The following is a 22,702-nucleotide window of genomic DNA, read 5'->3' on the forward strand; positions in this document are numbered from 1 at the left end:
CGGATTCTGTAGCGGATGTAACGGATGTCAGGAAGAAGGAAGTCGGAAGAAGGAAGAAGGAAGAAGGAAGAAGAAAGGGGAAAGAATGAAGGAAGAGTTAACAAGTTAGAACAATTTGGCAATTACCAGTTAGCGAACTCCCAAACAACCAAGACAACTATGGCTTCTCAAAAAAAAATTCGGAAATCTGCCTGCAAACTGGGTGCCGAAGACTCTTTGAAATTAGCTTGGGAACATCACCAAGCGGGCCGTTTGTTAGAAGCTGAGAAATTGTACCGGCAAATAATAGAAGTACAGCCGGAATCAGCAAACGTGCTGTGTTTGTTGGGAATAGCGGCGAGACAGCAGGGAAAAATTGCAGAGGCGATCGACTTTTACGAACGGGCGATCGCCCAAAACCCCGATTTTGTAGAAGCACATTTAAATAAGGCTAATGTTTTGCTGGATGTAGGCGAGTATCAAAGGGCGATCGCCAGTTACGAACAAGTCATCAAAATCCAGCCAAATTCCGCACTCGCTTACAATAATTTGGGCTGGGTAAAACAGCAATTAGGGGAAATAGACGCAGCTATTTTATATTACCAAACAGCGTTGCAACTCGACCCCAACCTGCCGGAAACAGCGCACAATTTAGGACATTTATTTAAACAAAAAACACAGTTAAACGAGGCAATAACTTATTACGTCCACGCTTTAAATATTAATCCAAATTTGATATATTCCCTGATGGGATTGGGAACAGTTTTGCAACAGCAGGGGAAATTCGCCGAAGCTTTCAACTGCTACCAGCAAGCTGTAAAACTAGAACCCACCAATCCCGAAGCTCACAACAATGTAGGAGCATTTTACCACGAACAAGGCAATGTAAAAGCCGCAATATCCTACTACAGACAAGCATTAAACTTAAAGCCAGATTTCGTGGAGGCTATTAACAATCTCGGACACGCTTTGGTCGATTTGGGAGAATTTCAAGAGGCTTTTTCTTGTCACAGTCGAGCCTTGGAATTGCAGCCAGACAACGCCACAGCCCACCTGGAATTCGCCTTAACTTTGCTATTGTTCGGAGATTTTCAGCGCGGTTTTGCTGAATACGATTGGCGGTGGCGCACTCCGCAACTACAACCGAGGCAATTTAAACAGCCGGTTTGGGATGGTTCAAATTTGCAGGGAAAAACTATTTTACTCCACGTCGAGCAAGGCTTCGGCGATTCTATTCAGTTTATTCGCTACGCGCCGATTCTTCGCAGCCGAGGGGCTAAAGTTATGGTGGCTTGCTACCCCGAACTGATGCGGTTGTTTGCGACAGTTGCTGGTATTGAATATTTATCAGTTAATCTTGAAGGTTTGCCAGAATTTGATGTTCACGCGCCGCTGATGAGTTTGCCGCGAATTGTCGGGACAACTCTGGAAACAATACCGGCAAATGTTCCTTATTTAGCTCCGCCTGCTGAGTGCAAGTTTGCGCTTTCTTCTGATGCAAAATTGAAGGTAGGGATTGTTTGGGCGGGGAACCAGAAGCGCCGGAAAGACAATCAGCGTTCTTGCAGGTTGAGCGATTTTATTCGATTTTTGGATGTTCCGGGGATTGCTTTTTATAGTTTACAAAAAAACTTGTCCCTGAGCGATCGCACTTTGTTACACCAACACTTAGTGCCGGATTTAACTCCGCATTTGAACGACTTTGCTGATACCGCTTCGGCTATATCTCAACTGGATTTAGTCATTAGTGTCGATACGGCTGTGGCGCACTTAGCCGGTGCTTTAGGAAAACCGGTTTGGGTGCTGCTTTCTTTTGCTCCTGACTGGCGTTGGCTGCTGGATCGTGAAGACAATCCTTGGTATCCAACTGCGAGGCTTTTCCGCCAAAGTCAGCCGGAAAGTTGGCAAGAATTGTTTGAGGAAGTGCAGGCGGCTTTGAGTTCTTTTGCGATTGCAAATACTGCTAGTTATTCCGAGGATTCTGCCAAAGATTCGCTTGACTTCGTTTCACTCGCAATGAGTGCTAATCATACGGCTTCCCTCGATTATGTGGCGCTCACAATGACAGGTGCAAGCGTAGTTCAAGAGAGTAAACAAATATTTGTGATTGCGAGCGAAGGGTTAGCAGAAGGCTCCGCAGCTAAGCAATCGCAGGGGATTGAGACATCGGTTGCGATCGGAACTGGCGGGGAGAGTTTGGTTGTTTTAGAGGATTTATTGCGGCAAGCGGAGCATTTAATGGAAACAGGCGATAGGGAAGAGGCGATCGCCATTTACGAACAGATAATATCTCTTGACCCAAGTTGCGTCCAAGCGCGGATTAATTTGGGTTTTCTCAAGCAAGAAAACGGCGAAGTGGACGCAGCTATGTCGCATTACCGAGAAGCTTTAGCGCTTAATCCCAATATTCCTCAAACATCTTACAACTTGGCAAAGATTTTTGAGGAACAAGGTCAAGTGGAAGAGGCGATCGCACATTACGAACAAGCTCTTGTCGCTGAACCGAATTTCGTACCCGCACTGATTAATTTAGCTGTGGCGCTGCAAGAAAAGGGGGGACTTTTCAGGGCTAGCGAGCTGTACCGACGAGCGCTGGAAATTCAGCCGCATAGCTGGGAAGCTTACAACAATCTAGCAACAGTTTTGCAAGAACAGGGCAATTTAGAAGAGGCGCTGGAGTATTATCACAAAGCTCTCGAATTGCTGCCGGATTTTGTGGAAGCTATCAACAATTTAGGCAGGACGTTTCTGGAAAAAGGCGCGGTAGAAGATGCGATATCCTGCTACAGACGAGCAATTCATTTAAGTCCAGATCATGCTAGCGCTCACCTGAATTTGTCCTTGGCTTTGCTGTTGGTGGGAGATTTGGAAAATGGTCTCGCCGAATACGAGTGGCGCTGGCAAATTAAAGAATTTCACACTGGTCATTCCTGTTTTTTGACGGGGCCGGATAATACTGTTTCGGCCAGAGAATACCGGCCGCTATGGGACGGTTCAGATTTGGTGGGAAAGACTATTTTGCTGCACGCCGAACAAGGTTTAGGCGATTCGCTTCAGTTTATTCGCTACGCTGCGATCGTCAAAAATAAAGGCGGTAGGGTCATTGTGGGCTGTTACCCGCAATTGCACCGTTTATTTGCAACGGTAGACGGCATTGATTTGCTAATAGTTAAAGGCGAGCCACTGCCGGAATTTGACGTGCAAGTGCCGATGTTGAGTTTGCCCTATATTATCGGTACAAAGCTGGAAACAATACCGGCAAATACCGCTTATTTATCTCCGCCTGCAGGTGCTGAATTTACGCTTCTGCCCGATCGCACTTTGAAAGTTGGAATTGTGTGGGCGGGGAATCCAAAACACCGCAAAAACAAGCAGCGTTCTTGCAGTTTAAGTCAGTTTCTGCCGCTTTTTGACGTTTCGGGGGTAAGTTTTTACAGCTTGCAGAAAGAGGTTTCCGAGGCCGATCGCGCGCTGTTGAATCAAAGGTCGATCGTAGATTTGAGCCCGCATTTTGGCGATTTGGCCGATACTGCTGCTGCGATCGCCAAACTGGATTTAGTCATTAGTGTCGATACCGCTGTCGCCCATTTGGCGGGCGCTTTGGGCAAACCAGTGTGGATTTTGCTGGCGTTTTCGCCGGATTGGCGGTGGCTGTTGGAACGTGAAGATAGTCCTTGGTATCCCACGGCGCGGCTGTTTCGCCAGCATCAGCGGGGCGACTGGGAGGACGTTTTCGATCGGGTGGCGGAAGCTCTAGGCGCGGTGGCTGCTGCATTTGTGCCGTCGGATTCGGCGGATACAGAGTTTCGGTTGGGCGTGGATTTGCAGCAGCAAGCCGATTTGGGCGGTGCGATCACTTGTTATGAGCGAGCGATCGCAATCGATCCTAATTACGCAGCCGCCTACAGCAATTTAGGCGTTGTCAAACAGCAAACGGGCAGGCTAACAGAGGCGATCGCGCACTACCGACAAGCCCTAGCAATCGACGGGCATTTGGCGGAAACTGCCAGCAATTTGGGTAGCGCGCTCGCGGAAGCAGGAGAGACTGAAGAGGCGATCGCAGAATATGAGCGGGCGCTGTCTTTAAACCCGAATTGCGCGGAAGCGCTGATTAATTTGGGGCTGTTGCGGGAAGAGCAAGGGGATGTGGCGGAGGCTATAAGCTGCTACGAGCAAGCGATTCAAGTCAATCCAAATTGCGCGGTGGCTTATTTGAATTTGGGAATTGCTTTGGAGGAACAAGGGGAGGAAGCGGGCGCGAATTACGAACGGGCGATCGCGAATTACGAACGGGCGATCGCGATCGATCCAAATTATGTGGACGCCCTGCACCATTTAGCATACGCCTCGATCCGACAGGGCAAAATTGACCGCGCCATCGCATACTACGATCGAGCTCTGGCGCTGCAACCGGATTGGGCAAAAACTGATCTCGCTTTCGGGAATTCGCTGTCTAGCCCAGATAAGTTGGATGAGGATTTAGCTGTTTGCCAGCAAGCCATTCAGGCATTGCCAGCCAGTGCACAGGCTCACTGCAATCTGGGAATTGTCCTGCACAAACAGGGCAAAATTGAAGATGCGATCGCCTGCTACGAGCAAGCTTTGATCCTGAAACCCGACTTTCCACAAGCTTTGAACAATCTCGGCAAAGCTTTTGAGGAAGCGGGAAAAATGGCAGAGGCGATCGATTGTTACCGTCGGGCGATCGAACTCAAACCCGGTTATATCACTCCCCTCACCAGTTTGGGAAGTGCTTTGCACGATCGCGGCCAAGTTGCAGATGCTCTCACCTGCTACAGCCAAACAGTTAAGTTCAATGTCGGCCATCCTGAATCTCACCTAAATTTAGGTTTAGTTTTGCTGCTGGCGGGAGACTTTCAGCGCGGTTTTTGCGAGTACGAATGGCGACTCCTAGTTAAAGAAAAACAGTTCCGCTCCCACAACTTTATTCAGCCGCTTTGGGATGGCAAAGATTTGCAGGGAAAAACTATTTTGCTTTGCCCGGAACAGGGTTTAGGCGATGCAATTCAGTTTATCCGCTACGCAGATTTAGTCAAGCAAAAAGGCGGTAGGGTAATTGTTTGGTGTTTGCCGCAGTTGCAGCGCTTGTTTGCACAAGTTTCGGGAATCGATGGGTTAATAGTTAATCCCGAGGATGCGCCGGATTTTCAAGTGCGCGCGCAGCTCATGAGTTTGCCTCACCTTCTGGGAACAACTTTAGAAACTATACCCGTCAAAGTTCCTTATTTAGCTCCGCCGCCCGGTTGCGAATTTACTCTCAATCCAACTACTAATTTGAAAGTAGGGATTGTGTGGTCTGGAAATTCTCAATACTCCCAAAATAAGGTGCGATCGTTTCCGCTAAATTTGTTCACCAAAGTGTTAGATATTCCCGGAGCAGATTTTTACAGTTTGCAAAAGGAAATGACAGCAGACGAGCGCGATTTGTTAGAGCAAATGGCCGTAACAGATTTAAGCTCTTATTTGCACGACTTGGCGGATACTGCGGCGGCAATCTCGGCTCTAGATTTAGTAATTTCTGTAGATACTTGTGTGGCACACTTGGCTGGTGCTTTGGGCAAACCAGTGTGGATTTTGCTGTGTTTTGTGCCGGATTGGCGGTGGATGTTGCAACGCGAAGATAGTCCTTGGTATCCGACGGCGCGCCTGTTTCGCCAGTCTACAGCGGGAGATTGGGAAGGAGTTTTAGAACAAGCTAGTTTGGCGCTCAGAAAAATAATTTCTCAGCATCAGGAATCTCAACCACTAATAGAAGCTCAGCCCTATGTTGACTTAGCTCAAGAACAGTTCAATTGCGGAAATGTTCTGAAAGCGCAAGGTAGATTGTCGGAGGCGATCGCTTGTTTTAAAAAGGCTTTAGTTTGGCAGCCGAATTCGATCGAAGCCGCCACGAATTTGGCAGTGACGCTGCACCAAACAGGCGATTTAGCCGAAGCTGCCACCTATTATCAGCGCGCGGTCGAAATCGCTCCGAACTGCGCTCAAGCGCACAATAACTTGGGTATTTTGCTGCAAGATCAAGGCAATATACCCGATGCTGTATCTTGTTTTCAAAAGGCGATCGCCCTGAATCCGATTTACGTCAAAGCTCTCAACAATCTCGGCGCGATACTCCAGCAGCAGGGCGAGTTGCAGACTGCGATCGCCTGTTTTCATCAAGCACTTTCTGTCAATTCCAATTATGCGCCAGCGCTGGTAAATTTGGGTGCGGCGATGCAAGCAAAAGGTCAGTTAGCCGAGGCAGAACGCCTTTACGAGCGTGCAATTGAAGCAGAACCCAACAATCCTAAAGGACACTATCACCTGGGAACGTTATCCTTGGGTGCTGGCAAAATAGAACAGGCAATTTCTAGCTTGGAACGAGCAATATCTTTGAATCCGAATTATCTAGAAGCTCTCACTAATTTAGGCAGTGCAAATGAACAATTAGGAGACGTAAGTCAAGCAATTTTTTGTTACACTAAAGCTCTAGAAATTGATGAAACTTGTGTTAAAGCTCACTTCAATTTAAGCTTAGTCTTGCTGCTAACTGGGGACTTGCCGCGCGGTTTAGCAGAATACGAGTGGCGCTGGCAAACAGAACAAGCGAAAAAATTGCAAAGGTTGAATTTTGACCAACCGATTTGGGACGGTTCAGATTTGAACGGGCAAACTATTTTACTCCGTTCCGAACAAGGTTTGGGCGATGCCATTCAATTTGTGCGATACGCGGCAATTGTGCAGCAAAAAGGCGGCAAAGTAATCCTTTCTTGCTATCAAGAACTCAAGCGTTTATTTAAGCAGATTCCTGGGATTGAACAAGTGGTGATTCGGATGGATGAATTGCCCGATTTCCAACTGCAAGCACCGCTGATGAGTTTGCCGTATATTCTCGGAACAAATTTAGAAAATATACCGGCAAAGGTTCCTTATTTAGCTGCGCCGCCGAATTGGCACTTTTCTCTAAATTCCGATGGTCAGTTTAAAGTTGGGATTGCGTGGGCGGGAAGTGCGGAACATTTGAAGGATTTTCAGAGATCGAGCGATTTAAGCTACTTCCTGCAATTGTTAGATATTCGCGGTGTAACTTTTTACAGTCTTCAGAAAGAAATGTCGGCTGGCAATCGTACTTTGTTAACTCAAATTCCAGTGATAGATTTGAGCGACAATTTGAACGATTTTGCCGATACTGCGGCGGTGATATCGCAACTCGATTTAGTAATTTGCGTGGATACCGCTATCGCGCACTTAGCAGGTGCTTTGGGTAAACCCGTATGGATTTTGCTGTGTTTTATGCCGGATTGGCGGTGGATGTTGGAACGCGAAGATAGCCCTTGGTATCCGACGGCGCGACTGTTTCGGCAGCAAACACCGGGGGATTGGGTGGGAGTTTGCGATCGCGTAAAAACTGCCTTAAAACACCTAATCTCTAATCGTTCCCAGGCTGTGCCTGGTAACGGATATACCCAGGCTTCGCCTCGATTTTCCTTATCGCCCGCACAGGTACAATTTCACATAGCAAATGCTTTACAAAAACAAGGTAAAAAAGCAGAAGCAGCCGCTCGCTACGAACAAGTAATTGCTGCCTCACCCAGCCACGCAGAAGCCCACAGTTGTTTAGGTGATATCAAACAGGAAAACGGGCAAATAGCCGAGGCTATTGCTCATTACCAAAAATCGCTAAAAATCAATCCTAACCAGGCTGAAACTAACTTATACTTGGGTACCGCCCTCGAAGAACAGGGACAAGTCGCAGAGGCGATCAACTTCTACAATAAAGCAATTCAACTACGTCCCAACTCGCCAAATTGGCGCTTGAGACTAGCCTTCGCTTTGCTCTTAACTAGAGATTTGAAGCGTGGTTTTGCGGAGTACGAATCGCGCTGGCAAGCTGAACAATTGGATCAAAGCTCTTTTGAGCAACCGCTTTGGGACGGCTCTGATTTGCAGGGAAAAACAATTTTACTGCACCCTGAACAAGGTTTTGGCGATACGATACAGTTTATCCGCTACGCGCCTTTAGTTAAGCAAAAACGTGGGAAAGTTATTGTTGCTTGTCATGTCTTGCTGAAGCGTTTATTTGAAGGAATTGCCGGAGTCGATCGAGTAGGAGTCAGACCGAGCGATTTGATAGATTTTCAAGTGCAAGCCCCCCTGCTAAGTTTGCCCAGAATTCTGGGAACGACTTTGGAAAATATACCGGCAAATATTCCTTATTTAGCTCCGCCACAGGATTTTAAATTTTTCCTAGAGCCGAACAATAAACTAAAAGTAGGTCTTGTGTGGGCGGGCGGCCCGCTGCACCGCAACAATCATCAGCGCTCGTGTAAATTGAGCGATTTTGTGAAATTTGTAGATGTTCCGGGAGTGAGGTTTTACAGTCTTCAGAAAGATTTGTCAGCGGGCGATTCCCTACAGGATAGCTGCGCTTCACGCACTTTATTAAATCAACACCAAATTGAAGATTTGAGCGAACATTGCGTTGATTTTGCCGACACAGCAGCAATTATTTCGCAACTCGATTTAGTAATTTGCGTAGATACTGCTGTGGCGCATTTAGCCGGTGCTTTGGGCAAACCCGTCTGGATTTTGCTGTCTTTTGTTCCCGATTGGCGCTGGATGCTGGAACGCGAAGATAGCCCTTGGTATCCCACTGTGCGTCTGTTTCGCCAGCAAAAACCGGGTGATTGGGATGGAGTGTGCGATCGTATAAAAGCAGCCTTGCTAGATAGGGCGGGCACGGGGGCACCGCCCCTACAATCTACTCGTTCCAATACTCAGCCTGGTAACGCAGATTCTGATACTCCGCCTCAAATCCAACCCCCAGAAACTCCCCCACAAATTACCGGAATCGGCATTAGTTGGCCCCTCAGCATCACCAGCGGCTGGGGAATTTACGCCATGAATTTAACACTACAACTGCGGCAAAATCCCGCCTGGGAAGTTGCACTTTTAGCACCGCCATCAATCACCTCAGATTCAATGAATCCGCTGCATAAATCGCTGTTGTTACCTGTAATTGAAAAGCACAAAATTTTTCAGGAATTAGTAGCAGCAAATTCCGACAAACAAATCAGTTGTAATTTTCCCGTACTTTATGCTTTGGGGAATAATTTAGCATCCTCTGGAGTTGACAATCAAATTACCAGCGCTTGTCAAATAGGAGTCATATTTTTTGAAGACACACGAATCACAGCAGAAGCACTAGAAACAGCCAAAAAATATCGCGTGATTGTCGCCGGTTCTAACTGGAATGCCGATGTTTTGAGAAGCCGCGGCTTGACTAATGTGGCGATGGTATATCAAGGAATTGACCCAACAATTTTCCATCCTGCACCCAAATCTAATCTATTTGGCGATCGCTTCGTCATTTTCTCCGGCGGCAAACTGGAATATCGCAAAGGTCAAGATATTGTAATTGCTGCTTTCAAACGATTTCGCGCCAAACATCCAGAGGCTTTGTTACTAACAACATGGCACAATTTTTGGCCTCAGTATATGTTAGGAATCGAACAAACCGGAAACGTTGCCGGACTTCCCAATATCAACCGCGACGGAAGTTTAGAAATTTCCCAATGGTTAGTGGCTAATGGTTTGCCAGTTGACTCTTTTATCGACATTGGGTTAATTCCCAATCACCTCGCCGGACAAATTTTGCGAGAAGCCGACTGCGCTGTTTTCACCAACCGCTGCGAAGGTGGCACTAATTTAGTCGCGATGGAAAGTATGGCCTGCGGAATTCCGACTATTTTATCAGCAAATACTGGTCATTTAGACTTGATTTACAGCCACATTTGCTATCCTTTATGGAGTCAAGGACGAGCTAAACTTACTGCTCCTTTTTCCGGTGTAGAAGGTTGGGGAGAGTCTGAGGTTGCAGAAGTTGTCGATGCTTTGGAACAAGTTTATACTAATCGCGAAGAATCAAAACGTCGCGGTTTAGCTGCGGCTAATTTTATGCTGGATTGGACTTGGGAAAAACAAGTTAAGCGTTTTTTGGATGTGATTGCCGATATGTAGATAACACTAAAGTCCTGACTACAAACTTTCTGAAATTTGTTCGTAGTAAAGACTTTAGTCCGTATTAAAAAGATTAATTTGCGAGTGATACCAATAGTTTGTTAGCACTGTTTACACTTTCAATATCGTATAGTTCTGGATTGTAAGAAACAATTTGTGCTACCAATTTGTGATGATATTGTTGAGCAGTTGCATTCCTAGAACCATGAACGCTACGATAATTAAGAACTATTTCTCTCGTTCCCAAAAAAGGAATCCTATGTTTGTGACAATTAACCCAAAATTCCCAATCCTCATAACCTTCTTTCATCTCTGCTTTGTAACCGTTGACCAAATTCCAAACTGATTTGTGATACAATGAAGACGTGCAAATCATATTAGATTGTTTAATTTTTTTAGGTGAATATAAATCATAACTGGGTATTGTGTGATTTTCATTGCCGCCAAAAAGTTGATAAGAACCAAATGCTACGCAAGGTACTTTGGATTTTAGACATATTTCTAAAAGACAAATCAAGGCATTTGGAGCTAAAATATCATCGGCATCTAAGGGCATTATGTATTCGCCGTTTGCTGCCGATATGCCAGTATTTCTAGCCATTGATATCCCTTGATTAGCTTGTTCTATTAGCCTCATTTGATGCTGAGGATTTGCTGCTATCAAATTTTTGGCTGCTGTGCTAGTAGTATCTAAGCTGCCATCATTGACAATGATTATTTCCCAATTTTTGTAAGTTTGATTGATAACGCTAGTTACTGCTTGCGACAAAAAATGAGCTTGATTGTAACAGGGAATAATCACAGATATCAAAGGTTGACTTTCAAGCTGTGGCGACGCCGCAATTTGCGGGACGCTTTCAGGATGGTTTGAATGTGAATTTTCGCTAGGATTTCGAGCCGCTTGTAAGCCGTAAAAATAAATCTTTGGATGAACAATCGCTAATAGATTTAAATCGGTATTTTGATACTCATTTACTAACCTGGGATATTTCGAGAAGTATTCTTCTTTGACAAAAATTAAGATATTCTGAGCGTACCAAGGCTCTACTTTTTCATTGTTCCAGATTTTTTTTCTCAAGCAATCAATGACTGCAAAACCATTTTGCTCAAAGTAATAAGCCCAATATTGTGGCCACTGTTCGTTAACGTGTTCGACACCGCCTTGAAATGGTATTGCTGCTGAAAACAAAATTACTGGTGCTAGTTTAGTTAGAGAATTAACAAATTTTTCCGCACAGGTACTGGGTAAATGTTCCGCAACTTCCAGAGAAATTGCCAAATCAAACTTTCTTTCTACTTGCAGCGGTTGCTTTAAGTCGTAAGACTTGAACTGATTTAAAGGAATTTCTAAAAGAGTGCGATCGACATAATCGCCATCTATTCCTAAACAATCAGCAATTCCCAACTTGTGAAAAGCCGCTAACCAGCTTCCCGTACCGCAGCCCACATCCACCACACTTTTAGGTAAAGTCGGTTGCAGCAATTCTAACAGCAGGGGAATAATTTCTCTAGCAGAACTGCGACTTCCTTCTCCAATTAATTGGTGACAATCTCTTGTATAAGATGACTGTTGGTTTTGATGGGTTTGGTTTGCTCTTTGAGAATTAATTGTCTCTAAACTGCTAATATTGTAACCGTGCAAATGTGCTGGCAACTGCCAGGATATATTGGGGTCGGGTTGATGTTTTACTGGCTCGACATTGCCCCGCCAAGCAGCACCCATAATTTGCATTGTTTGATATACTACCGTTTGCCATCCCCTTTGCTTCAAGTAATCTAAACCTTTACCCACATCGGGAGCGGTTAAATCGTGAAATAAAATTATTGCATCTTCCTCAGCCAATTTTTCACACGCAATGGCATCATTTAACGGCCCATCACCTCCGTGTTCTCCGTCAATGAAAATTAACGACCATTTGCGGTTGAATTGAGCGGAAAATTCTTCTACTCTTTGGGGGCTGTAGCCTGGTATTAGCTCGACTGATGTTTGAACGCCCGACGCATTTAGAGCACCTTGAATTGAGTCGATTACGCTTTGTCTGATGTCTTCTCTTTCTAACAGCGGATCGACGACATCTAATGCAACTCCCGCGAGCGCTAAATGACAGGCTGACCAACCCAGCCAGCAACCTATTTCTAATGCTTTTTTACCTTTGAATTGCAGGGCTGTATTGTAAAGAATGTGGGCTTCGTCGCGATTCAAAAACCCGATGAATGGATAGCGCTTGTCTGCATACCAATTATGCGGAATTTCCCGGCGCAAGTAAGGCCAGTTACTCGCATTTGGATCGGCAATAATCATATTGGGGAAATAGGAGTCAGGTATAATTATTTGGAACCCTGGCGAAACGTAATCCCCTGGTTGTAATAAATTATTTTTGCTAAGTTCAGGTTGTTGGTAAGTCATTTTGGGTTCTTGAAATATTGGTATTGCTTCCTGTTTTTTAGGTTGATAACGGACGCTAATTTCCAGTATATCGCCGTCAGTTGCCATCAATTGTACTCGGTCAAACTGCTGGCGGCCAGCTAAATGCAAAATGCCGATCGCCTCCTGTGGCAAGTAAGGCTCCACAAAACAGCCTCGCTGCTTGTCCCAAACCGGAAAACCGTTGAATATCCAATTGCACCAAGCTGGGAGCATTTCAGTGAGATTGAACAGTTCGCCACTGTAAACAGCGAGGTTGAGGGCAAATTGATCTGTCATGACACAGCCGGATCTTTGCAATCCTTGATTGATTTTTTCAGCCCATATTTCCCAGTGCGAAGTTTCTTTTCGGAGTGCGAAAACTCCGGCATTTAATATTGGATAACTGTAGAACTTTTTAGCAATTTCTTCACCAAAGTTAGCTTCATATTGTTGATAAACCCAGTGCCAAAACTGAGGAAGTTGCCCGTACTGCTGCAAGCTCGCCCTGTGAACTTCGGGAACAATTGCCAGTCCCCGGCGCGATGCTCCTTCAACCAACAAATTAATGGCTCTCCAGTCTTGAACCCAAGCATCCGCATCAATCCAAAGGTATATATCAAAATTGGGAAAGTATTTTCGCAAACAAGGTCTAACTAATAGTCCTTTTAAATGTTCGGGAGATTCATTTCTGCCAGGAAAGTCAAAGTCCCAATCGGGCTTTTGAATGATATTAACTTGTGTTTCCAGCCACTGCAACTGTTGGGGAGTGCAGCCGAGATCGAAAAAGCCGATCGCCACATTTTCACCCTCTGGTTTTTCCCGCACCGATAAAATAGTACCTTGCACCAATTCAAAGTAATTTGCATCGGCGGCGGTGATGATGATAATCTGCATAAATAGCTTTTATTATACAATCAAACTGCTGAGTATAACGTAGGGTGCGCCTCGGCGCGCCTTACTATAGTGTAGGGTGCACCATGCGTACCTTACTATAGGCTAGCAATATTCATAAAACTATACTATCGAGGAGGAATTGTGAAAAACCAAAAAGGGAAAGTTTATCTAGTCGGTGCGGGCCCCGGAGATTGTAACTTGATGACAGTGCGATCGCACAAACTGCTATCCCAAGCCGAAGTCTTAATCTACGATGCTCTCATCGACATCCCGCAACTCGAATTAATCCCAGCAACTTGTCGGAAAATCGAAGTCGGGAAACGCGGTGGCAAACCTTCTACCCAGCAGCAAGAAATTAACCGTTTGCTGGTAGAAAATTGCCAACTCGGAAAACAAGTGATCCGTTTAAAAAGTGGCGATCCGTTTATTTTTGGTCGTTCTAGTTCCGAAATTCAAGCATTAATCACAGCCGGCTGCGAGTTTGAAGTAATACCCGGAATATCCTCCGCATTAGCCGCACCTTTACTAGCAGGAATTCCCCTCACAGATCCGGTAATGAGTCGCTGTTTTGCAGTGATGAGCGCCCATGAACCGGATGCTTTGGAATGGGAAGCATTAGTGCAGATAGAAACTTTGGTAATATTGATGGGAGGGCGCAATTTAAGCGAGATAATTTGGCAATTGCAAAAGCACGGACGATCGACCGAAACTCCGATCGCCATTATCCGAGATTGTGGCCGCCCCGAACAGCAAATTTGGCTCGGTACTCTCTCCAACATTGTACAGCAAACAGCAGGTCAATCTCTGTCGCCTTGCGTGATCGTAATTGGGGAAGTAGTTAGATTGCGCGAATATTTAATCCAGCCAGAAAGCACAAATATGATCGATACACCAGTCACCGCTAACAACAGCAAATTGCCACTAGCAGGAAAAACCATTTTAGTCACGCGATCAGTTTCTCAGTCGGCTGAATTTAGCGATCGACTCCAGCAACAAGGAGCCCGCGTTATCGAAATGCCCGCCTTGGTAATTGGGCCGCCGTCCACTTGGGAACCATTAGACAGTGCGATCGCACAATTGTCAAGCTTTCACTGGTTAATTCTCACTTCCCACAACGCTGTAGACTGCTTTTTTCAACGATTACAAGCAAAAGGCAAAGACGCCCGGAGTTTGTTTGGTATTAAAATCGCAGTTGTCGGGAAAAAAACAGCAGAAAGTTTGCGATCGCACTCTCTACAACCAGACTTTATTCCCCCCAACTTTGTCGCCGATTCCCTAGTAGAGAACTTCCCCGATAACTTGCAAAACTGCAAAATCCTATTTCCCAGAGTAGAAAGCGGCGGCAGAGAAGTTTTAGTTAAAGAATTCACCGCCAAAGGAGCGCAAGTAATAGAAGTGCCAGCTTACCAATCTTGCTGTCCAGAAAATATTGATCCGATCGCCCTATCCGCACTCCAAAATCAAGCCGTAAATATCATAACATTTGCCAGTTCCAAAACCGTACATAACTTTTGCAATCTCATACAAGAAAGCCCAAAATTGTCCCTCTCTAAGGATTGGTTGGAAAACGTTTGCATTGCCTCCATCGGCCCGGAAACTTCCAAAAGCTGCCAAAATTTATTGGGTAAGTTAGATGTGGAAGCTAAGGAATATACCTTGGATGGGCTGACTGAGGCGATCGTTGAATGGGCACAAGCGAGGTTGTAAAATAGTTGTACGATCATTAGGAGGAAAGAAACATGACCGCAAAAGACCAACTTCTTCAAGAACTCGACCAAGTGCCAGAACCCTTGCTGCTGAAAGTGCTTGAATTTGTCCGTTCCTTAAAGACTGAAGAAGAAGAACAACAAAAACTAGAAGCCAAAGCATGGCAGGCATATCTAGATTCAGAACGCGAAAGAAAGGAGGTTTATCGTCGCCTTGCCAACTCCTAATTTTGTCAGCAAAAGTATGGTTGTCAATATCCACGTCAGACAGATAGAAAGATTTGGTGGCACTCCCGGCGTCAGAGATGAAGGCTTGTTAGAGTCGGCTTTGGCTCAATCGCAAGCAACTTTTGGCGGTCAATTTTTGCATCCGACAATTGCCGAACAAGCTGCTGCTTATCTCTATCACATAGCGATGAATCATCCGTTTATTGACGGTAATAAACGAACGGCTTTTGCCGTGACAGATACCTTTTTACGTTTAAATGGTTGCACTCTAAATTTGACGGACGATGGAGTATATGATTTAGTCATGGGAGTCGCACGGGGAACCATGACTAAGGAAGAACTAACCACCGAGTTTGAGTCATATATTATTGAGTTTTAATAAGTAAGTTGGGCAGCCTTCATGGAGATTAAGTAAGGTACGGCGTACTCACCCTACATGGAAATAGCGAATCGCGGAACAAAAAAGCGAGTAAAATTATCACTAAAGAACAAAGCCGAGCTCCTTTGCGTCAAATCAGTAATAAAACTAAACAAAAAAAAGCACAAACCGCCGATCGCCCTTTCTTCCCCAAATCCCGCTACCCAACTACTAATTAGCAATAGCCATGAATATAAATTTTTCTCGTTACGACACCTTAAGCACCCTGCTAGCAGGAACTACCGCAGCCTTAACTATAGTCATCAGCCAAAGTGCGATCGCCAAAACTCCCCAAGAAGTCGCCAGCATTGCTGGGCCGCTGACTGTACAAATTAACAGTTCCCTCGGAGACGGTTCTGGGGTAATTATTGCCAAAACAGGCAAAACTTACACAGTTTTAACAGTCAACCACGTCGTAGAAAAAGCAGACGTGAAATACACCGTTCGCACGTCTAAAGGCAAAAACTATCAAGCAACCTCCGTCACCCGTTTGCAAACCGCCGAAACTGACCCGGATTTAGCCGTAGTCAAATTTGAAAGTCCCGAAGAATATCCAGTCGCGACGATCGCCGATTCCGATCAAGCCGTCATCGGCACTCAAATCTTCGTTTACGGCTATCCCGCTACGGGCGGACTTTTCGGCGCTGAACGAGAACCAGAACTCTCTCCCGGACTCGTTACCAGTCGCCCGGGGAACCGCCCGGAAGGTTACACTTTGCGGTATCAGGCCGTAACTTGGAGCGGCATGAGTGGCGGTCCAGTTTTTGACTCCGAAGGCCGAGTCATCGGTTTACACGGACAAGGGGAATTCGGTTTTGCTCAAACCAGTTCCGGCGAAGTCGCCCCGATTAAAACGGGATTTAACGCAGCAGTTCCCATCAATACATTTATCGCCAAGCTAGTGGCGGCGGGAATAAACAAATCCGAGTTGAAAGTAGACAATACTCCCGCAAATCAAGGCCCCGTATCCACCGCCAATCCGCAAGACGCCCAAGCTTATTATTTTCGAGGACTTTCGCGGTTAGATCAAGACAATCCTTCGGGGGCGATCGATGATTTCTACAAAGCACTCTCTTTCAAACCCAACTACACTCCTGAATTGCATTTCAACATCGGCAATGCCCGCACTCTTCTCGCCAGCATCGAGACAACCCGCGCGCCCAGCGCTATGGAAGCATACACGCAGGCGATCAAAGCCAATCCCGGTTTTGCCGACGCCTACTACAACCGAGCTTTAGCTTACCTTGAAAACAACAACAAACCGCGAGCAATGGCCGACTTTCAAAAAGCAGCAGAACTTTACAAGCAAGGCGGCCGAACAAGTGCGTATCTAGACGCGCTCAGCAGAATCAAACAGTTGCAATAAACTTAGCCTTTAAAAGTTTAAACATCAAAATGAAGCTATTCATTTTGATGTTTGAATTTCCAACTAGGGTAATTAATATAATCAGCAACTACCATGAACTTAAATTTTTCCCGTTTCGACACCTTAACAACCTTGCTAGCAGGAACTACGGCTGCCCTAACCATAATCATCAGCCAAAGTGCGATCGCCAAAACTCCCGAACAAGTCGCCAACATTGCCGGGCCGGTGACAGTGCAAGTTAACAGTTCCCTAGGAGACGGTTCCGGCGTAATTATTGCCAAAAACGGCAAAACTTACACAATTTTAACAGTCAACCACGTCGTCGAAAAACCCGATCTCAAATACACAGTTCGCACCTCCACAGGCAAAAACTATCAAGCAACCTCTGTCACCGGGCTGCAAACAGCCGAAACAGAGGCGGATTTAGCCGTAGTCAAATTTGAAAGCCCAGAAGACTATCCAGTCGCGACGATCGCCGATTCTGATCAAGCCGTCATAGGCACTCAAATCTTCGTTTACGGCTATCCCGCTACGGGCGGACTTTTCGGCGCTGAACGAGAACCCGAACTCTCTCCCGGACTCGTTACCAGCCGCCCCCGCAACCGCCCGGAAGGTTACACTTTGCGGTATCAGGCCGTAACTTGGAGCGGCATGAGTGGCGGCCCAGTTTTTGACTCCGAAGGCCGAGTCATCGGTTTACACGGACAAGGGGAATTCGGTTTTGCTCAAACCAGTTCCGGCGAAGTCGCCCCGATTAAAACGGGATTTAATGCAGCAGTTCCGATCAATACTTTTATGGCGAAACTGGCGGCGGCGGGAATGAACAAATCCGATTTGAAAGTAGACAATTCTCGCCCCACAGCAGTTCCCCTATCCACCCTCAACCCAAAAGACGCTGAGGCCTTTTATTTTCGAGGACTGGTGCACTTAGATGAGGGATCTACTTTCGAGGCGATCGAGGATTTCAACAAAGCACTCTCTTTCAAACCCAACAACACCCCGGAATTGCATTTCAATATTGGTAATGCCATCACCATCGCCAGCACTCCCGATACACGCACTAACCCGATTCCAGCATACACGCGGGCGATCGAAGCCAATCCCGGCTTTGCTGACGCCTACTACAACCGGGCTCTAGCCCGCCTCGAAAACAACAACAACAAACCGCAAGCAATTGCCGACTTTCAAAAAGCAGCAGAACTTTACAAACAAGGCGGAAGAACGAGTGCGTATCTAGACGCGCTCAACCGAATCAAGCAATTGCAGTAGAATTAGAAGTTAAGAATTAAGAATTAAAAATGACTAATCCCATTTTTAATTCTTAATCAAGTTCCTACAAACAGCAGGTAAATCACGATGACTGCTATCACCTTAAACCTCAACTCCCTGATCAAACTAACTTCCGAACAGTTTTATCAACTGTGCGAAGAAAACCCAGACTTGAAACTTGAACGGAACGCCAACGGAGAATTAATTGTCATGCCACCAACCGGAGGAGAAACAGGGAAACGCAACTTAACAGCAGGGGCTCAACTCTGGACGTGGAACGAACAAACCGAACTCGGTGAAGCCTTTGATTCCTCAACAGGATTTACTCTGCCCAACAAAGCCGATCGATCTCCTGATGTCTCCTGGGTAGAAAAATCCCGCTGGTCAGCTTTGACACCCGAACAAAAAGACAAATTTATCCCCCTATGTCCTGATTTTGTAATCGAGTTGCTTTCTCCGAGTGACAGCTTGAAAAAGACTCAGGAAAAAATGCAAGAATATATGGAAAATGGCTGCCGTTTGGGTTGGCTGATTAACCGGAAAAAACGCGAAGTTGAAATTTATCGCCCCGGTCAAGATGTAGAAGTTTTACAATCTCCTCTCACCCTTTCTGGGGAAAATGTTTTGCCGGGATTTGTTCTCAATTTGCAAAAAATTTGGAATTAGCAGAATTCAATTTTGAGTTATTATATCATCTTCAACAAATAAAATAACCGTTACCATTTCCTAGTGAGGAATGCAAGTCAGAGCGAGTTGGATCGGGAGGGGAGCATCTCATATTTGTAAAAACACTTCTTCTGGCTCCTTCCTTCTTCCTCTTTCCTCGCAGCAAGAGAGCCTGGCAGCAAGAGAGCCTCAAAACTCCAATTTCTAGCTGGGCTGCTTTCATTGAGATACTCCCTAGCCACTTCTTAGATCACTATACAGCAGTTCTCAATAAAGTGAGATATGCCCTATGCCCTATGCCCTATGCCCTATGCCCTATGCCCGCTTATCAAACGTGCACCTCATGTTACTGAGAAAGGCTAGAGCTTCTTTGTCCTTAAACTCGATCGCTAAACTGGATTCGGGAGGAGAGGTCGAATTAACTCCATAATTTGGTCATACTTAAAGTTATTGATAGAATCAATTAGCGAACTGGAAAGGGTTGAGTTAGATACGGGAATTTGTTTGATTAGCTCGTTCATGACTTCAGGATCAACATAGTAGGCAGCTTGATACATTTGTTCTAACCACTGAGAGGACATCACGGCTATATCTTCGGGAGATAAAAAATCAACCAATTGTTTTTGGGAATCTTTTTCTACAACTGTGTAGATGTACTCTACTCCCAAGTGTTGAGCGAGTTTGTCAAAGACGAGCCGTTCCTGAAATGGCTTGCTCATAAAGTCGTCACAACCAGCCATAAGAGCTTTCTCTCGATCTTCTTCAAAAGCACTGGCAGTTAAAGCAATAATGACAGTCTCTTGTCCATGAGGGTGTTCTCTAATGCGTTTGGTAGCTGTATAGCCATCCATGATCGGCATTCGTAGATCCATCCAAATCAGGTGTGGGGACCAACTTTCCCACAGAGATAGTGCTTCCACTCCCTGTGTTGCTTGGCGCACCTCAAAACCGACTGAGGTAAGGAGTTTGACCAATAAGCGGCGATTTTCCTCCACATCTTCAACTACAAGGATGCGGTAAGTTGGTTGTCCTGGATCTATACCAATCACTCTTTGTTTAAGCAATTCTGAGGGAACGCAGACTGCTTGAGGTAACTTTACCCCAACTTCAAAGTAAAAAATGCTGCCCTGATTCAATGTGCTTTGAACCTGAATCTGACTACCCATGAGTTGGACAAATCTTTGGCTGATAGCTAGACCTAGACCAGTACCTTGATTCAATTTATTCCCAGCTTCAGCTTGCACGAACGCCTTAAATAAGCTGTCAACTTCTGTTGGAGCAATTCCCACTCCAGTATCCTCAATTTCAAAACATAGGCGACAGGAAGTTTGGTCGCTCTGTTCTGATCTTACTCGTAAGGTGACGCTTCCTTGATTAGTAAACTTAATCGCATTACCGAGCAGATTGACTAAAACTTGATACAGTTTTTTCTCATCAATATGCACAAATTGAGGAAGATTGGGATCTCGCTCGACAATTAGTTTCAATCCTTTCGATTGGGCTTTAATTTGCAACATTTCTTCAAGAGAAATCAGCAAAAACTTTAGGTCAACGTCAGAAAGAGAGAGTGTCATCTGTCCGCTCTCAATTTTAGATAAATCTAAAATGTCGTTAATCAATTCCAATAAATGTGTGCCGCTACGATTGACGACCGCCAGATCTTTTTGGAGTTCGGGAGTCAGAACAGGATCGTAACTCATCAATTGCGTAAATCCCAAAATAGCATTGAGAGGAGTACGGAGTTCGTGGCTCATATTGGACAGGAACATACTTTTGGCTCGGTTTGCTGTTTCTGCTGCTTCTTTAGCTTGCTGAAGTTCCAACTCGGCTTGTTTGCGATCGCTAATGTCAATTAAATATCCCAAGATTTCCACTGGTATACCTGCACGATCTCGAATTAGTCTGAGTTGACCGAGTATCCAGCGATAAACCCCATCTGAGCGACGTAGACGGTATTCATGGAAATAAAAATCATTGACGAATAGATTGGCTAAGCCATTAAGCACTCGTTCTCGATCATCTGGGTGTAAGTTATGCACCCAAAAATCAGAATATTCTAAAAACGCAATGCTTTCATAGCCCAATACATCTTTGACATTTTCGCTGATGAACGTTGCTCGATAATCGCCACCAGGTTTACAGCTAAAAATAACTACCGGGCTGTAGTTCAGGAGAAAGTTGAGGCGATTTGTGGTAGCCTGCAAAGCCTGCTCAGCTTGTTTCAGCTCTGTTGCGTCCTCCTGAACGGCAACATATACGGTTCCATATTCAGGATGCTCAAACCTAGAAGTATGAACCCTGCACCAAAAAAGTCTTCCATCTTTTTTCTTATTGTAGACTTCATATTGTGCTTCTCCTTTCTGCTCAATTTGAGCGACAATATCTAGAACGCTGGCGTCTGGTGTAATCTCTCTATCGACATAATTCAAGATACCAACGGGTTGACCTGCGAGTTCGCCATCTGTGTAGCCAAACATAGCGTCCAATTTAGGATTGGTGTAGACGATCGTGAGATCTGAGGCTTTAATTAAACACACTCCACCTGCCATGTTATTCATAATAACACTCTGAAGTTCTAGCGTCTTTTGAGCTTCTTTTCGAGCGGTAATATCTTGGATTTGAGCAATAAAATGCAGTGGATTGCCCTGTTCATCTTGTACTAGGGAGCCATCAAGAAGAATCCAAATTATATGTCCTTGTTTATGGAAATACCGTTTTTCCAGTTGGTAAGTTGAAATTGTTCCTGCTAATAGCTGATGTACATAACTAAGATCCAGGTCTAAATCGTCAGGATGGGTAATGTCTTGGAAAGTTAACGCTAACAACTCTTCTGAGGAGTAGCCAAGAATCTGACATAAGGCAGGATTGACTTTCACCCAGTGCCCATCAAGTGAAACGATCGCCATTCCAATTGACGCATTTTCAAACGCATTGCGAAACTGCTCTTCACTGTTTCGTAAAGCCACCTCAATTTCTTTGCGTTCGTTTTTAGCCCGCTTGCGCTCATTGATCTCCTGTTCTAAGGCTTGATTTGCCGTAATAAGTTGAGCTGGACTAGGTAAAGCTAAGGCTGATGGAATTAAAAACACTAGCTCAGATGCAGTATATATAGAAATCAGAGCAGTAATAGCTTTAAGTCCTCCAGAAAGCCAATAAGTAGGAAACCAAAGCGTCCAAATATCCATAATATGAGTTGTACCACAGGCAATTATGAAAGCGCCAAACAGAAAAAATACTTTCTGAAATGGAGTATCTTGCCGCTGTCGCACAAAGTAGATTAGCATGATGGGGATGGAGTAGTAAGCTAAAGCGATTAAACCATCGGATAAAATATGTAATCCTACTAAATTTGTTTGCCAGAGATAGCAGTGACCATGAGGAATGAATCCTCCTGTCTCAAAAAATTGTGTAATCATATCTAACCTGCATTATTAATGAGTGCTGAAGTGTTTAGCGATTGAGTTCTGCCATTGCCCGCTTCATCATGGAAGTCATACCGGGAAAACCACTGTTGAGTACGGAGATGTCAAATTGCCAACCCAGCAGCACGAGACATCCGATCGCAATGAGGAGTAGACTTGCCCTGTAAGAAATGTGCTTGTTTATAAATGGGCTGCTTGGGTTGCAAAAATCTTCTCCTAATTTTACCCCAAACGAAAAAGGGCAACCACGGGGGGATTATTCCTACCTCAACAAGTCAGATATTGTAGGGGCTGTGCCAGCGTGCCACTCCTAGAACTCTGCGATCG

Annotated in this window: 9 protein-coding genes; 7 read left to right on the forward strand and 2 right to left on the reverse strand. The window is 45.2% G+C overall.

From position 1 onward, the window contains the following. The first annotated feature begins 24 nt into the window (after positions 1–24). Positions 25–9,999: a tetratricopeptide repeat protein gene (locus tag QUA77_RS13345; protein ID WP_333450512.1), complete on the forward strand. Its 9,975-nt coding sequence runs from the start codon at positions 25–27 to the stop codon at positions 9,997–9,999. Between the two features lie 73 nt (positions 10,000–10,072). Here the strand turns inward: QUA77_RS13345 and QUA77_RS13350 are convergent, their stop codons facing one another. Next, positions 10,073–13,300 (reverse strand): glycosyltransferase, encoded by a 3,228-nt coding sequence (locus QUA77_RS13350; RefSeq protein WP_333450513.1) that lies wholly within the window; start codon positions 13,298–13,300, stop codon positions 10,073–10,075. Between the two features lie 141 nt (positions 13,301–13,441). Here QUA77_RS13350 and cobA point away from each other — a divergent pair, with 141 nt between their 5' ends. The 6 genes from cobA to QUA77_RS13380 all read left to right on the forward strand — a co-directional run bounded on the left by cobA (position 13,442) and on the right by QUA77_RS13380 (position 18,953). Continuing rightward, the gene (gene cobA / locus QUA77_RS13355) at positions 13,442–15,007 is read left to right on the forward strand and encodes a uroporphyrinogen-III C-methyltransferase (RefSeq protein WP_333034989.1); all 1,566 of its coding nucleotides are present in this window, start codon (positions 13,442–13,444) and stop codon (positions 15,005–15,007) included. Positions 15,008–15,039: 32 nt separating this feature from the next. Further along, the gene (locus QUA77_RS13360; RefSeq protein ID WP_333034987.1) at positions 15,040–15,234 is read left to right on the forward strand and encodes a DUF2281 domain-containing protein; all 195 of its coding nucleotides are present in this window, start codon (positions 15,040–15,042) and stop codon (positions 15,232–15,234) included. A 16-nt stretch (positions 15,235–15,250) separates the two neighbouring features. Continuing rightward, the gene (locus QUA77_RS13365) at positions 15,251–15,613 is read left to right on the forward strand and encodes a type II toxin-antitoxin system death-on-curing family toxin (RefSeq protein WP_333034985.1); all 363 of its coding nucleotides are present in this window, start codon (positions 15,251–15,253) and stop codon (positions 15,611–15,613) included. Positions 15,614–15,839: 226 nt separating this feature from the next. Continuing rightward, positions 15,840–17,018, forward strand: a complete 1,179-nt coding sequence (locus QUA77_RS13370; protein ID WP_333034983.1) for a tetratricopeptide repeat-containing serine protease family protein — start codon at positions 15,840–15,842, stop codon at positions 17,016–17,018. 93 nt (positions 17,019–17,111) lie between these two features. After that, positions 17,112–18,287 carry a tetratricopeptide repeat-containing serine protease family protein gene (locus tag QUA77_RS13375; RefSeq protein ID WP_333034981.1) on the forward strand — a complete coding sequence of 392 codons (1,176 nt, stop codon included), beginning with the start codon at positions 17,112–17,114 and terminating at the stop codon, positions 18,285–18,287. An 87-nt stretch (positions 18,288–18,374) separates the two neighbouring features. Then, positions 18,375–18,953, forward strand: a complete 579-nt coding sequence (locus QUA77_RS13380; protein WP_333034980.1) for a Uma2 family endonuclease — start codon at positions 18,375–18,377, stop codon at positions 18,951–18,953. 389 nt (positions 18,954–19,342) lie between these two features. On the opposite strand, the gene QUA77_RS13385 is transcribed toward QUA77_RS13380, so the two are convergent. Then, on the reverse strand, positions 19,343–22,369 hold the full coding sequence (locus QUA77_RS13385; protein WP_333450516.1) for a PAS domain S-box protein: 3,027 nt from the start codon (positions 22,367–22,369) through the stop codon (positions 19,343–19,345). Positions 22,370–22,702: the final 333 nt, after the last annotated feature.

The organism is Microcoleus sp. K5-D4, assembly GCF_036704575.1.
Taxonomy (GTDB): Bacteria; Cyanobacteriota; Cyanobacteriia; order Cyanobacteriales; family Microcoleaceae; genus Microcoleus.

Bases quoted from the DNA above. Each gene is read 5' to 3' on its own strand.
- QUA77_RS13345 (WP_333450512.1), top strand. From the start codon at position 25: ATGTCAGGAAGAAGGAAGTCGGAAGAAGGAAGAAGGAAGAAGGAAGAA.
- QUA77_RS13350 (WP_333450513.1), bottom strand. From the start codon at position 13,300: ATGCAGATTATCATCATCACCGCCGCCGATGCAAATTACTTTGAATTG.
- QUA77_RS13360 (WP_333034987.1), top strand. From the start codon at position 15,040: ATGACCGCAAAAGACCAACTTCTTCAAGAACTCGACCAAGTGCCAGAA.
- QUA77_RS13365 (WP_333034985.1), top strand. From the start codon at position 15,251: ATGGTTGTCAATATCCACGTCAGACAGATAGAAAGATTTGGTGGCACT.
- QUA77_RS13370 (WP_333034983.1), top strand. From the start codon at position 15,840: ATGAATATAAATTTTTCTCGTTACGACACCTTAAGCACCCTGCTAGCA.
- QUA77_RS13375 (WP_333034981.1), top strand. From the start codon at position 17,112: ATGAACTTAAATTTTTCCCGTTTCGACACCTTAACAACCTTGCTAGCA.
- QUA77_RS13380 (WP_333034980.1), top strand. From the start codon at position 18,375: ATGACTGCTATCACCTTAAACCTCAACTCCCTGATCAAACTAACTTCC.
- QUA77_RS13385 (WP_333450516.1), bottom strand. From the start codon at position 22,369: ATGATTACACAATTTTTTGAGACAGGAGGATTCATTCCTCATGGTCAC.